9 protein-coding genes and 2 tRNA genes are annotated in these 14,592 nt (G+C 32.3%); all 11 read left to right on the top strand.

What is annotated here, in order from left to right; all coding sequences use genetic code 11:
* Positions 1-71: 71 nt before the first annotated feature.
* The 11 genes from BT151_RS15555 (at position 72) to BT151_RS15505 (ending at position 14,556) form a co-directional block, all read left to right on the top strand.
* Positions 72-159, top strand: a tRNA-Ser gene (locus BT151_RS15555).
* Between the two features lie 31 nt (positions 160-190).
* Positions 191-265: transfer RNA gene (locus BT151_RS15550), tRNA-Pro, on the top strand.
* 232 nt (positions 266-497) lie between these two features.
* Complete coding sequence (locus tag BT151_RS15545) at positions 498-1,748, top strand: site-specific integrase (RefSeq protein ID WP_072403281.1); 1,251 nt, start codon at positions 498-500, stop codon at positions 1,746-1,748.
* Between the two features lie 188 nt (positions 1,749-1,936).
* Positions 1,937-4,600 (top strand): T9SS-dependent M36 family metallopeptidase, encoded by a 2,664-nt coding sequence (locus BT151_RS15540; RefSeq protein ID WP_072403280.1) that lies wholly within the window; start codon positions 1,937-1,939, stop codon positions 4,598-4,600.
* 64 nt (positions 4,601-4,664) lie between these two features.
* The gene (locus BT151_RS15535) at positions 4,665-8,483 is read left to right on the top strand and encodes a T9SS type A sorting domain-containing protein (RefSeq protein ID WP_072403279.1); all 3,819 of its coding nucleotides are present in this window, start codon (positions 4,665-4,667) and stop codon (positions 8,481-8,483) included.
* A 126-nt stretch (positions 8,484-8,609) separates the two neighbouring features.
* Entirely contained in the window at positions 8,610-10,322 is a 1,713-nt protein-coding gene (locus BT151_RS15530) for a LuxR C-terminal-related transcriptional regulator (protein WP_072403278.1), read from the top strand.
* Between the two features lie 21 nt (positions 10,323-10,343).
* On the top strand, positions 10,344-11,192 hold the full coding sequence (locus BT151_RS15525) for an RteC domain-containing protein (protein WP_072403277.1): 849 nt from the start codon (positions 10,344-10,346) through the stop codon (positions 11,190-11,192).
* A gap of 265 nt (positions 11,193-11,457) precedes the next feature.
* On the top strand, positions 11,458-11,736 hold the full coding sequence (locus tag BT151_RS15520) for a helix-turn-helix domain-containing protein (protein WP_072403276.1): 279 nt from the start codon (positions 11,458-11,460) through the stop codon (positions 11,734-11,736).
* Between the two features lie 34 nt (positions 11,737-11,770).
* The gene (locus BT151_RS15515) at positions 11,771-12,436 is read left to right on the top strand and encodes a hypothetical protein (protein ID WP_072403275.1); all 666 of its coding nucleotides are present in this window, start codon (positions 11,771-11,773) and stop codon (positions 12,434-12,436) included.
* Positions 12,437-12,478: 42 nt separating this feature from the next.
* Positions 12,479-13,141: a P-loop NTPase family protein gene (locus tag BT151_RS15510; protein ID WP_072403274.1), complete on the top strand. Its 663-nt coding sequence runs from the start codon at positions 12,479-12,481 to the stop codon at positions 13,139-13,141.
* Positions 13,142-13,176: 35 nt separating this feature from the next.
* Positions 13,177-14,556 (top strand): AlbA family DNA-binding domain-containing protein, encoded by a 1,380-nt coding sequence (locus BT151_RS15505; protein ID WP_072403273.1) that lies wholly within the window; start codon positions 13,177-13,179, stop codon positions 14,554-14,556.
* The last annotated feature ends 36 nt before the right edge of the window (positions 14,557-14,592 follow it).

Here is a 14,592-nt window from a genome sequence, read left to right as displayed (position 1 = left end):
TTCTTTAAGATGAAAGGCTACATTTGCATCCGCATTTAAATATAAATGCAAAGTTCTTACAAAAAATTAACGGAGAGGTGCCTGAGTGGCCGAAAGGAACGGTTTGCTAAATCGTCGTACCCCAAAAGGGTACCCAGGGTTCGAATCCCTGTCTCTCCGCAAATTATTTATATATATTAGATAACCAATTCGGGGTGTAGCGTAGCCCGGTTATCGCGCCGCGTTTGGGACGCGGAGGTCGCAGGTTCGAATCCTGCCACCCCGACTAAAATTAATATCAAAGAAAACTAAAACCTTGTAAATTGTATGATTTACAAGGTTTTATGGTTTTTAGACTATCATAAGAATTGAATTAATATGGTTTAATTCGGTTCACAATTCGGTTCACAGTTTTAAAACACAAAAAGTGTGAACCGAATAGATACTTAAAATACTGTAATTGAAATAGTTGATTTGACTTTCGTCTTGAATGAATGTTTAACTAAAAGACGACAACTATGCAATCACAAACCACCTTTACCCTGTCATTTTGGGTTAATGCTACACGCATAAAAAACAATCAAGTTTCAGTTTTTGGCAGAATTACTGTAAAGGGTAAGCGTGCAAATATCAGTTTACAAAGAAAAGTAATCCTATCTGAATGGGATTCCAACAAAGGTAGAGCGCGAGGAAATAAGCAAGAATCTCGATTACTCAACAGATATTTAGACCAGGTCAAAAATAGAATTTACGAAGCTCACGACGAACTTGTAAAAGAAAGAGCATTTATCTGTGCGCAATCTATTAAAGCAAGGTTTTTGGGAGAAGATAACGAAGAATACTCTTTACTTACTTTAGTGGATTACCATAATACCCAAATGAGCGAATCTTTAAGTTATGGTACTTTAAAGAATTACTTCACAACTCAAAAGTATATCAAACTGTTTCTGACCAAAAAGAAAATACAAGATATCTATTTATCTCAAATCACATTTCGGTTTTTAGTTGACTTTGAAAAGTTTCTGCGTTCTTTTGTTCCAGAGGACCATCAAAAGCAAATGGAAAACAACACGGTGATGAAGCACATTCAACGTCTTCGTAAAATGATAACATTGGCTTATAAGATGGAATGGATAGATAAAGATCCTTTTATAAAATTCAAGCCTACTTATATCAAAAACGAACGTGAGTTTTTAAGAGAAGATGAACTGCAAACAATTATCGAAAAAGAATTTGAGATTGAAAGATTAGAACTCGTAAAAGATTTATTTGTGTTCAGTTGTTATACAGGGTTATCATATATAGATGTCATGAACCTTAACGAGGATAATATCGCTATTGGTATTGATGGTGGTAGATGGATAATCACTAATAGACAAAAAACACATAACAAAGTAAAAATTCCGATACTTGCAATAGCTGGAGAATTAATAGAGAAATATAAAGGACATATTAAAACCAAGAAAACAAAAACCTTATTCCCTAATATTTCTAATCAGAAGCTAAATTCATATTTAAAAGAGATTGCAGATTTATGTAAAATCAAAAAGAATTTAACTTTTCACATAGCAAGACACACTTTTGCAACAACAATAACTTTGAGTAATGGTGTTCCAATAGAAACAGTTTCAAAACTATTAGGTCATTCTAAAATCGCAACTACTCAAATTTATGCAAAGGTCATTGAACAAAAGGTCAGTGATGACATGAATTTATTAAAAGAAAAGCTCAACACCTCAACCATCCACAAATCAGCCAAAATCAATTAATTCGTATGACTTCATAATTCAATTTCTTCTTTTTTATGTTAAAAAGGCACGAGTTGTCTATGTCGTGTCTATATAAATTGTACCACTGTTTAAGGTATAGATTCTATTTTTGGTAAAATATTCTTAACAATATCATCGAAAGCTTAATATGTTTTCAATGATTTAGTAATTTCTTAAAACAAACATCAATGAAAAAACATTACGTATTACTTTTCCTTTTTAGCTTGTCTATTTATCAACTTGTTAATGCACAAGAAAAATTAACAGAGCACAGATACTATAATGTAGTAAAAAACTACGTTGACTCAAACAAGAAAAGTAGCAATAAAACCTCTTACAACTACCAAGATTTATTAGTTAAAAGAGAAGTGTATTCTAAACGCTCTAAAGTTACACATCTATATCTTGCACAAACATATCAAGGTGTAGAAATTCACAATGCAATTTCTAGTGTATCTATTAAAAATGATAAGGTTTTCTTTTTCGGAGAACGATCAATCAATAATATCAATTCAAAAGTTAATACAACTACACCACAATTAAATGCAAAACAAGCCATTATAGCTGCTGCAGAAAAGCTAAATTTAGGCAGTGTTGGAGTGCTAGAAGAAATATCTTCAAAAAATAATTCATATAAATTTTCAAAAGGTAATATTTCAGAAAGTGAAATCCCAGTGAAGTTAGTTTATCAGCCAGTTAATAATGGTAAGGGGTTAAAACTTGCTTGGGATATTTTTATACAAACCACAGACGGCAAAAATTGGTGGAGCGTCAGAATTGATGCCACAACTGGCGAAATTCTAGACAAACAAGACATGGTGGTGTCGTGTAAGTTTCACACCCCAGAAACCAATATAAAATCGGGTACTTTAAAAAACACAATCCCTACAATTCAAAACGCCTACAGACAATCACAAATGACTGATGATAGTGCACAATACTATGTATTACCGCTGCCTGTTGAAAGCCCAAATCATGGTAGCTTTCAATTAGTAACTAATCCTGCGGATGCTATCGCATCACCTTTTGGGTGGCACGATACAGATGGTGTAGATGGTTCAGAATACACCATTACTAGAGGTAATAATGTGTATGCAAGAGAAGATAGGGATTTCAATAACTCTGGTGGCTATTCACCAGATGGGACATCAACTTTAGATTTTAATTTTCCATTTGATATTAACAATCAGCCTATAGAATATGAAGATGTAGCCATTACAAATTTATTTTATGTAAATAATATGATGCACGATATTTCCTATGCCTATGGTTTTGATGAAGCAGCCGGAAACTTCCAAGAGCTAAACTACACTGGAGAAGGTCTCGGAGGTGATTATGTAATTGCCGATGCCCAAGATTACGGTGCTTTAAATAACGCCGTTTTTTCAACTTATGTAGAAGGTGTGAGTCCAAGAATGCAAATGTTTTTATGGTCCAGGTCTGGAGAAATTGGGCAGCCATTAACCATTAATAACGGGAGTTTAGCTGGAAGTTACTATGGTTTAGAAGCATTATTTGGAGAGTCACTAGTAGCTGAACCTATTACCACAGATTTAGTAGTAGTAGAAGGCACTACAACAGGTGATTATGAAGCGTGTGGAGGAATTAGTAATTCTAGTGAGATTTCGGGTAAAATAGCAGTAATAAGACGTGGTAATTGCCAGTTTGGTTTTAAAGTATTACAAGCGCAGAATTTTGGTGCCATTGCAGCTATTATTGTCAATTCAGATGATACTTTTTATAATATGACAGAAGGAACTTTTGGTGGCAATGTAAATATTCCGTCTATTCTTATAAACCAAACTGATGGAGAAGCTATTATTAGTGCATTATTAAATTCTGAAACGATAAATGCGTCATTAGTATCAGCACCACCGTATTACAAAGATGGTGATTTTGACAATTTAATTATTGCCCATGAATACACGCATGGCATTACTAAACGATTAACAGGTGGAGCAGATAATGCATCTTGCTTAACAAACCCTGAACATATGGGTGAAGGTTGGTCAGATTGGTATGCTTTGATGATAACTATTCAAGACCCAAACAATGTGGATAGAAGTGCAGGGACTTATACTTTAGGACAAGATACTGATGGAGGTGGTTTTCGAGCAGCAAAATACAGCCCAAATTTTACAGTGAACAACTATACCTATGGGGCAACCAATGATGAAACTTTATTAGCTGATGGCTCTACCAAATGGAATGCGAGTGTTCATAATATTGGATTTGTGTGGGGTACTATTTTATGGGATTTATCACTAAAATATATAGATAAATATGGTTATGACCCAGATGTTATAAATGGAACAGGCGGTAACAATAAAATTTTACAAGTAGTTACCGATGCCCTTAAAATTCAGGTATGTAGCCCTGGTTTTGTAGATGGACGCGATGCTATTTTAGCAGCAGATATGGCATTAACTGGTGGAGAAGACCAATGTATGATTTGGGAAGCATTTGCCAACAGAGGTGTGGGCTATAATGCATCTCAAGGAGAATCAGATTCTATGATTGACCAAATAGAAGATTTTACATTGCCACCTGATACAGATGCATCTTTAGCAAATTGCACAACCTTATCCACAGAAGATTTTGAATTAAACAAATACGGATTAAAAATCTATCCAAACCCAGTAAACAATACCATCTATTTTGCAGCTAACGAATCTTATAACAATGTAAACATACAATTGGCAGATGTCACAGGAAGAATGGTATTGAAAGGTAAAATGGAAACCTTAAACAATCAAACAAAACTAAATGTATCGGCATTACCAACAGGAATTTACTTTTTAAATATAACAGGGAACAATATAAAATATGTTAAAAAAATTATCAAAAAATAATGTTTGATAATACAATTTGCAAAGCGCAACCTTTATTAGTAATTAATCCTTAAAAACAATAATCATGATTAAAAAATTACAATGTGTATTTCTTTTCCTTTTTATAGGTACAGGAATCACCACTCAAGCCCAATGTCTTTTTTCAGACACGACATTAGAAACACAAGCAGATGTCAATGAGTTTGTTTCGCTCTATTCAGACTGCTCTACAATGAATTACAACCTAACCATAGGTTCTAACTCTGCCCAAGGTACAGCAGATCCTGTAACAGACATTAGTGGGTTGTCTTTTATTACAACAATTGAAGATGGTCTTACTATACAATATACTGGCTTAACCAGTTTAAACGGGTTACAAAATTTAACTTCCGTTGGAGAAAGTTTTAACATATATTATAATGATAGTTTAACCTCTTTAAATGGGTTACAGGGCTTAACCGCTATTGGTACTAACACCAGTATAGCAAATAGTGCCCTAGGTATTTTCACCAACCCTGTACTAACAGATTTAACAGCGTTGCAAAACCTTACAACACTTAATGAAGGAACTATTTCTGTGCAATATAGCGATGCGTTAACATCGTTAAACGGTTTAGAAAATATAGAAGCTTCTAGCATCAGGAGTATTGTGATACGTTATAATCCGCAATTAACCAATTGTTCGGCACAAAGTCTTTGTGAGGCACTTAACATAGGGGTTTCAGGGAATATTAATATTACAGATAATGACGCTGGTTGTGATAACGAATTACAGGTAGTAGGCAGCTGTGGCGGTTATAGTGGTTGCCCAACTGAAAATATTGCTTTGGAAACACAAGCGGATGTAGATGGTTTTGTAGCGGCTTATCCTAACTGTCCTTCAATTGAAGCTGCAAGTTTATTCCGACTGTATATAAGCGGCCAATATGTGGATGACGATTTTATTACAGATTTAAGTGGTTTATCTCAATTTACCAATTTGGAATTAGATAATCTTACTATTCAATACACAGATTTAACAAGTTTAGATGGTTTACAAGGGGTAATAAGTGCTAACAGAATAAATATTTTAAATAATCCAAATTTAACATCTTTAGATGGATTACAAGGACTTACTAGTGTTAATAAAGAATTAATAATTTCTTATAATCCAAGCTTATTAACTTTTAGTGGTATTGATAATTTAACATCTATAAATGCTGAAGGGACGAATTCGAGTGCATTATTAGACATGGAATATAATCCATTGTTACTTGAATTAGATGCTTTGTCAAATTTACAAACGGTTAATAATTTAACTATATGGGTAGTAGCGAATGATGTATTATCGAGTATGGCAGGGTTAAACAATATAGATGCAAATGGAATTGTAACCTATGGTATAGGATTTTGTAATAATTTAGCGGTTTGTAATGTCCAAAGTTTTTGTGATGTCATACCAGTACTGGAAGAAAATGTAACACTATTTGCAGTAGATAACGCACCTGGTTGTAATAGTATTACAGAGGTTTCGGCTGCCTGTAATACAGATTTATGCCCACCAGGCGATGTTATCTTAACCTCACAAGCAGAGGTAGATGCTTTTGGTGCTACATATCCTAATTGTACATCCATTTCGGGTGCATTAGCCATTAATGGTACCGATATTATAAATTTATCAGGTTTGGCAAATATCCACTATCTTTCGGGTGATGTTATCATTCAAAACACCCAATTAACCAGTTTAAATGATTTGGCAATAAATGGTATAAATGGAAGTATTGAAATTAGTGGCAATACCCAACTAACAAGTATCGCCACTGCTCTATCTACTAACATAGCATCTTTAAAAGGAAACTTAAGCATTGTTAATAACGATGCCCTAACGTCTTTAAGTGGCTTGGAAAATATAAAAAACATCAATACCTCTGCTGCTGTAACTGCGGGCTTGACCATTAGTGATAACGATAATCTAACCGATATGACAGCATTATCAGCTTTAGAAACCCTTAATGGTTCAGAATTGATTATTGATAACAATGCAGCATTAACCACATTAAGCGGTTTAGATAATGTGTTTGCAAATACCATAAGTAACTTAAGCATCCAAAACAACAGTAATTTAACCAATGCCAGTGCAACAAGTATTTGTATCTACTTAAACAATAGCTTCCCAGCAACCATTAGCGGCAACGCTACAGGTGCAGCCACATCAATAGAGATATTAAATAATTGTAATTTGCCAGATTGTCCACCATCTGGAGACTTTGTATTTGATAGGGTAATGTTAGATTATTTTAAGATACAATACCCTAACTGTACCGAATTGGACGGGAATGTGGTTTTTAGTAATTTGAATGATGCTGGAGGTGACCTTTCAGGGTTGGATAACATCACATCTATTATAGGAGATTTGTATATAAATTCAAATATGGGCTATAGTAGTTTAGCAGGTTTGGAAAACCTGAATTCCATTGGTGGTGATTTTGAGATAGTTGGTTGTGAAAGTATTACAAACTTACAAGGTTTAAATGGTCTAATATCTGTAGGGACTTCCGGTGCAGAAAATATTACTTTTAGGATCACTAAAAATGATAATTTGCAAAACTTATCTGGTCTAGAAGGGCTTACAACCTTAATAGGAAACATTAATATAACAATTAGTTTTAACCCTGCCCTAACTAGTTTACAAGGATTAAACAATGTAACCACCATTATTACCACACCAAGTAGTTTTGGGTTAGACGATTATTTTATAATTAATGACAATGAAAATTTAGCAAGTCTAGAAGGCTTAAATAGTTTACAAACCTTATATAGTCACTTAAGGTTTCAAAATTTACCTGCTTTGGCAGATATAAGCGCACTATCCAATCTCGTTTCTATTACAGGTGATGTGAATTTTCAGAACTGTGATGCCCTAACCACCTTTAATGGATTAGAAAACCTAAACTTCATTTATGGTGATTTATTTATTGTAAATAACAATGCTTTACAAAACCTAAATGGTTTAAACAACTTGCAAACGGTTTATGCATTAGAATTGTCGGTAAACAGTGCGTTAACAAACATTCAAGCATTAAGTAGTTTAACTACTATAACCGAAGAAGACCTTATGTATAGTCAATTAAATATAACTGGGAATCCATTATTACAGTCGCTAGATGGTTTAGAAGGTCTAACATCACTTGGTGATTTATGGATTGATAGTAATGTATCACTTACGTCTATCGAGGGCTTACAAAATGTAACCGATATTGGTGTAGGGATTGTTATTGTAAATAATATTAATTTAACCTCACTTACAGGTTTAAATAATTTACAACGCTTGCACCAAAGCCCTTATATAGGAAGTACAGTTAATCTGTATTTTGGCAACAATGCATTAACCAGTTTAGCACCATTAAGCAATTTAACAGACCCTGTTTTTATTTCACTTGGTATCGTAAATGAACAAGGTTTAACAAGCCTTTCGGGATTAGACAACTTGAATCCAGAACATATTATTACAGCTTTAATTCAAAACAATTCGCAGTTAAGCACCTGTGAAGTGGAGAGTATTTGCGGGTATTTGGCATCTAATCCAGATCCAAATTACTATTTAATAGAAAACAACGCAACTGGTTGTAATACAGAAATAGAAGTAATTGATGCTTGCGCAACTTTAAGTATTGATGAAGCCGATTTGGAAACTAGTGTAATTTCATTCTATCCAAACCCTACTCAAGATGATCTGTATATGGATGTTAAAGGTAATATAGAGGTAAAGAATATTACCATATACAACATTATGGGGCAATTGGTACGCACCTTAAACGGTTCTCATGAGCTAATCAATGTATCAAAAATGGATTCAGGAGTATATTTTGTTAAAGTAAACACCAAAACTGGAGAGGTTTATACCCAGAAAATAATTAAGAACTAAACAAGTAAATGCTTTTTGACGACTAACTTTTAATAGCAACTTGTATTTAAAAAGCCCTCTCAAAATTTCATAGAGGGCTTTTATTTTATTTTAGTAAATTACCTATTCAATTTTATTTATAAAACATTGGCCAAAAAATATTTACATATTGTCACTTGTCTGTGTTGCTTTACATACTTTTTTGTAAACGCACAAGAACCAAGTAAAATAGAATCTATAAAACTGCAAATAAAAGAGTTGCAAATCAGTAATAATATTATTGAAATAAATAGAATTTTTAATAATAATTATTCGCTTCAACCAGAATACATATACGAAATTTTAATACAAAACCTCGAAAAAGCGCAGGAGTTGGAAAATAACGAAGCTTTGGCAGACACTTATTTAACTGTAGGAAACTTTTGGAATCTAAAAGGGAATAAAGTAAAAGCTTTTGAAAATTACTTAAAAAGTGAAACCATTAGCAAAAAATACGGGTATTATAAATTATTAGGAGCTTCGGCAGCAAATAAAGCAAACCTCTCTGAAGACTTTAACACACGTTTAAATGGTTTAACATCTGCAATTAATGCCTATGTAAAAGGAAAAGATAATTTAAATTATGCGAGAATATGTGCCTTAATTGGTGATACTTATAGTGTTCAGGTTTTTAGTGAAAAGTATAAAACCAATTCAAAAATAAAACCAATAACTTTTTACAAACAACAAGCCTATTCGTTTTACAAAAAAGCAGATTCCATAAACCAAACACTAAAAAGTGATGAAATTAAAGGAACTATTATTATCAACTATGCAGAGTGGTATAAATACGAAAAAAATTATGAAAAGGCCATTCAAACGTTTAAGGAAGCAGAAACATATCTGTTAAAAAGTGGGACATTAAAGGGTGTGCTGTATAGTAAAACAGAAATAGCCTCAATCTACATAGAGCAAAAAAAATTTTCTGAAGCTATAAAAGTATTAGATGAAGCCAACCAAATGGCAACAGACTATAATATTAGCGATTATTTAGTAGATATTTATAAAAAATACATCATCTATTTTGAAACCACAGGCAATTTTGAAAAAGCGTTAGAATACCAACGAAAGTATTCCGATAGTTTGGTAGTATTAAATAATGCCTCTAGCGAAGATAAGTTACATATTGTGTTGCTAGAACACAATTTACAAGAAAATGAATTTAAAGTAGAAACCCAACGTAAAATTAACTTGGGTTTAATTGTTGGTATTTCTATTATTGTGTTGCTTGGTTCTGGGCTTATTTATTTTATAATAAGAAACAGAAAAAGAAAAATTGATAGTTTAAAAAAGAAACGAATTATTGTTCAATTAGAAAAAGAAAGTTTAGAAGTTAAACTTAAAAATCAACAATTAGAAGAACAATTAATTAAAGAGAAAATGCAGTTTAGTCAAAACAATTTAATCTCGTTTGCTAATCAAATAAATAAAATAGAGTTCTTTTTAGATGAGCTAAAATCTAAAGTAAGAACTGTTAATAAAAATGGGATAGACCAAGCTCAAATAAATAATTTAAAAATAGCATTCCAGGAGTTACTACATAACAAAACCGACTTGCAACAAATAAATACACTATCTAACAAACAGCATATAGATTTCTTTTTTTATTTATCAAAAAAATTTCCGGATATAACAAAAGAAGATGAGCAGTTACTTCAGTTAATTTTAAACGGAAAAACCACAAGAGAAATCAGCGAAATTTATAGCATATCTACAAATAGTTTATTTACAAAACGGTATAGATTAAGAAAAAAATTAAACCTTGAAAAAGATAATTCGTTCGAAGATTTATACGATCAATTTCTTAAAGAAACCAAATGAGAATACAAAAAGTAAAATTATTTGAACCCAAAAATCACCAGCCTGCTTGCCAACCTCAACGACCAATTAAGCTTCATAAATTTAGAAACAGACAATGAATCTACGCTTTGTGAACGTGCTATTGAAGTTATCTTAAAGAGTATTGATGTATTAAAAAAAGTAGTTACTAAAACAAAATTCAAAACAGAATCTGAAGAAATATTTTTTTTCAAAGAAATAAAGCCACAGTTTACCTCAAAACTTATTTATTACAATACACTCTACAAAATTGAAATGAAAAAGCCAAATGGTGGTAATCGTATTGTAAAAAAGTATTACAATAATGAGCTAATTAAACTAAAGGCATTTTTCGATAACGAGTTAGAGTTTTACAAATATTATCGCTCTGGTAGTATCTATTTAGACCACAAATATTTTCTGCGTAGTAAGTTTGATATTAAAATGTCTTTAGATAGTTATTATTTTGAAGCAGATATAAGTTTTTCTACATCTCACGATTTTAAAGTTGCTAAAATATTGGCTAACGATTTAATTCAGTTGTATTTAGAAAACCAATTAGTTGTAATAGAGAATAAAGACAACGGTGAAAAATCACAACGCAAACCGAACTTGAAAATGATTTGGACAAGCCAAAAAGTCGCATTAATAGAACTTTTATATGGTTTACATACCGAGGGAGTTTTTAATAACGGTGCTGCAGACTTAAAAGATATTGCAGAGTACTTTGAACACATTTTTGAAATAGATTTAGGACAATACCGTCGCACATTCCTTGAAATTAGGACTAGAAAAGCAGATAGAGTAAAATTTCTAACATCACTAAATAAAGGGCTTTTAAAACGAATGGACGATACCGATGACGGCATGTAAACCTTAAATAAGTGTGTGTCATTCGTCAGTTCGAGTGGTTTTTTGTAGAAAAACTGTATCGAGAACCAGTCCACTTTAAGAAAACTAACAAAATATTTAAATAAAAATCGTTCACAACACAATCCCCGTTGTGAATACAGGTCATCAATTCACTTCATATTTGCCAAACGAAAGTCAAATCAAGACAAAAGAAACCTTTTGTCGCAGTCCCCACGAAAGTGGGGATCTTTTGATTTTAATACGTTAAACAAAAACCGTTTTTATTATGGCAGCAACAATTATTACTACCGAAGATCTTCGAGAATTCAAACATGAATTATTAGAAGACATCAAAGCAATCATTAACCATCAATCAGGTTTCGCACCTAAAAAGTGGTTCAAGTCACCAGAAGTTCGAGACCTCTTAAGTATCTCACCAGGAACATTACAAAACCTTCGTATTAATGGAACATTACCTTATACCAAAGTCGGTGGTGTTATCTATTACGATTACGAAGAAATTTTAAAAGTAATGGAAGATAATAGAATTCACAATAAGTTTTAATTGTCACCTTGAGAGCAGTCGAAAGGTCTATTATATGCAAAAGGTAAACTATATAAAACACCTAAAAGGTGTATTCATTCAATTCTCAAAAGATAGTCGATTAAACCCAACACATATAAGTTTATATGTAGCACTATTTCAAATTTGGAATAGTAATCGGTTTATGGAGGAATTCTATATCAATCGTGAAGAGATTATGAGTTTTTCAAAAATTGGTTCTAAATCCACTTATCATAAATGTATCAAAGAGTTAAACCATTGGAAATATATCATCTATTATCCATCACACAATCCATTCAAGGGTAGCAAAATTAAGATGTTCAATTTTGAGACAAGCTCTAAACAAGTTGTGGACTCATACAGTCCTAAAAATGGACAAGCACTGGTATCTATTAATAAACATATACAAACAAATAAAAACATTAATAAACTTGACCAGCCAAAAAATGAAAAAGGAGTCATCGATTTTTTTAAAAAAGAAAACTGGCCAATAATTGAAGCTCAAAAATTCTTCAATCATTATCAAGGCATAGGTTGGAAAGTAGGTGGCAAAACAAAAATTGTCAATTGGCAATCAACAGCTCGTAATTGGATGCTAAAAGCAGAAGAAATAAAGAGTAAAGAAACTCAAAAATCAGTTAGCCAAAATCAAGACAACCTAAAGATTAGTAAAAATAAAAATTATAACGAACCTCTCTAACTGTCATTGCGAACAAAGTGAAGTAATCTTATTAAGCATTAGATGAACAACATAAAACCACATATAATAATCGAAAAAGGAGTTCAATACCAATTAGGCGAACTAAAAGATAATAATATTTCATACGATTTTAAGAAAATTCTAATATACCTCGATGCAAAAGGAAAATTACTATTTGGAAAAAACTTTAAGATTTACGAAGAAGATGAGGTGGTACTGTACAAGCTATGCATTTATTTTATTAGAGATTTTGAAGCATGTAAAAAATTAGAACTAGACCCAAACAAGGGCATTTTATTATCAGGGCCTGTAGGATGCGGAAAAACAAGTTTAATGAAATTACTTCGTAACATTGTGCCTCATCACAAACCCTATGAAATCATTCCTGCAAGAAACATAACTTTTGCATTTAACAATATTGGTTTTAAAACCATTGAAGAATATGGCAATAGTAGTTTTTACTGCTTTGATGATTTAGGTGTTGAAACAACCGGAAGACATTTTGGTAAAGACTGCAACGTTATGGGAGAAATTTTGTTATCACGTTACGATTTATTTTTTAAACACGGTATTAGAACACATGCAACTACCAATCTAAACGCACAAGAATTGGAAGAAAGATATGGTAATCGTGTACGTTCTAGAATGCGTCAATTGTTTAATTTGATAGCTTTTGATAAGGAAAGTAAGGACAAAAGAATTTGAGAGAAACTTGAAAATGATTTCATAGATTTGTTGTTATGTTAAATGAAAAAAATATAAAATCACTTATTGCTTCAGGAGAGGGATATAATGTTGAATTTAAGGTTAGTATTCCAAGCAAAATAAAAGATGTTACTGAAGAAATTTGTGCTTTTGCCAATGCAGCAGGAGGCACACTTCTTTTAGGTGTAGACGACAACAATATTGTTCAAGGAGTTGCTTTTAATAATGCGAAACGTTCTGCGCTTCAAAATTCAATTAATGAAATTTCACCCGCTTTACATTGCGAGATTCATACTGTAACTGTAGATTCCAAAGATGTTGTAGTTATTGAAGTTCCCTCTGGAGACAATAAACCCTATGTTTTATCTGGGGCAATTTATGTTCGTCAAGGTCCAAATTCGCAAAAATTGACTACCGTTGAAGAAATGAGAGACTTTTTTCAGCAAGCAGATAAAATTTATTTTGATGAAGCGCCTTGTAAGGCAATTGATATAAATCAAGATGTTCCTGATAATAATATTAATCAATTTAGGGCTTTAGCTGGATTAGGCGCTACAGTTTCAAACGAACAAGTTTTCAATAACCTTAAACTGATTACTAAAGAAGGTTTCTTAAAAAATGGAGCTACATTATTCTTTGCCGAAAACCCTGAACTATTTTTTGAAAAGGCTGTAATACGTTGTATCGCTTTTGATGGTATTGATAAACGGTTTATTGAAGACGATAAAGTAATGACAGGCTCTTTATACAATCAATATCTACAGGCAATGTCTTGGTTGAAGAAAAAATTAGATGTACGTTATGATATTGAGGGAGCAGGTTCCCAACCAAGAAATGAAATTTGGGAAATTCCAGAAACCGTTTTCAAAGAAGCTATAATTAATGCTTTGGCTCATAGAGATTATTATGATAAAGGAGCTCGTATTACTATTGAGGTATTTAATGATAGAGTTGAAATTTCAAATCCTGGAGGTTTAATTAGTGGTATTCCTAAAAATGAATTTGGTAAAAGAAGCTTAAGTAGAAATCCTTTAATATTTGGTCTGTTTGAGAGAATTAGAATGGTTGAACAAGTGGGTTCTGGAATTGGGAGAATGAGAGACTTAATGATTGAAGCTAATTTAACTGAACCTGAATTTAATACTGAAGGAATGTTTACTGTAACAGTTAGAAGACCTTTTGATTTTAATAAGTGGGTAGATAAGTGGGTAGATAATCTTACTGATAATAGAATTAATATAATTAAAGCTATTCACGAAAACAGTAAAGTCTCTAAAAGAGAACTTGAAGATAAAGTTGGCTTAAGTGCTACTGCTATTGATAATAACCTTGATGCTCTAAAAGATTTAGGTCTTATAGAAAGAGTTGGTGGTGCTAAAGGTGGCCATTGGAAAATTAATTATATACTTCCTTAAGTGGGTAGAAAGGTGGGTGGAAAATAATTTCATCCT

Source organism: Flaviramulus basaltis, from assembly GCF_900114265.1.
Lineage (GTDB): Bacteria > Bacteroidota > Bacteroidia > Flavobacteriales > Flavobacteriaceae > Flaviramulus > Flaviramulus basaltis.
The sequence above is the reverse complement of the archived record's forward strand: the minus strand, read 5'-3'. Positions and strand labels throughout refer to the sequence as shown.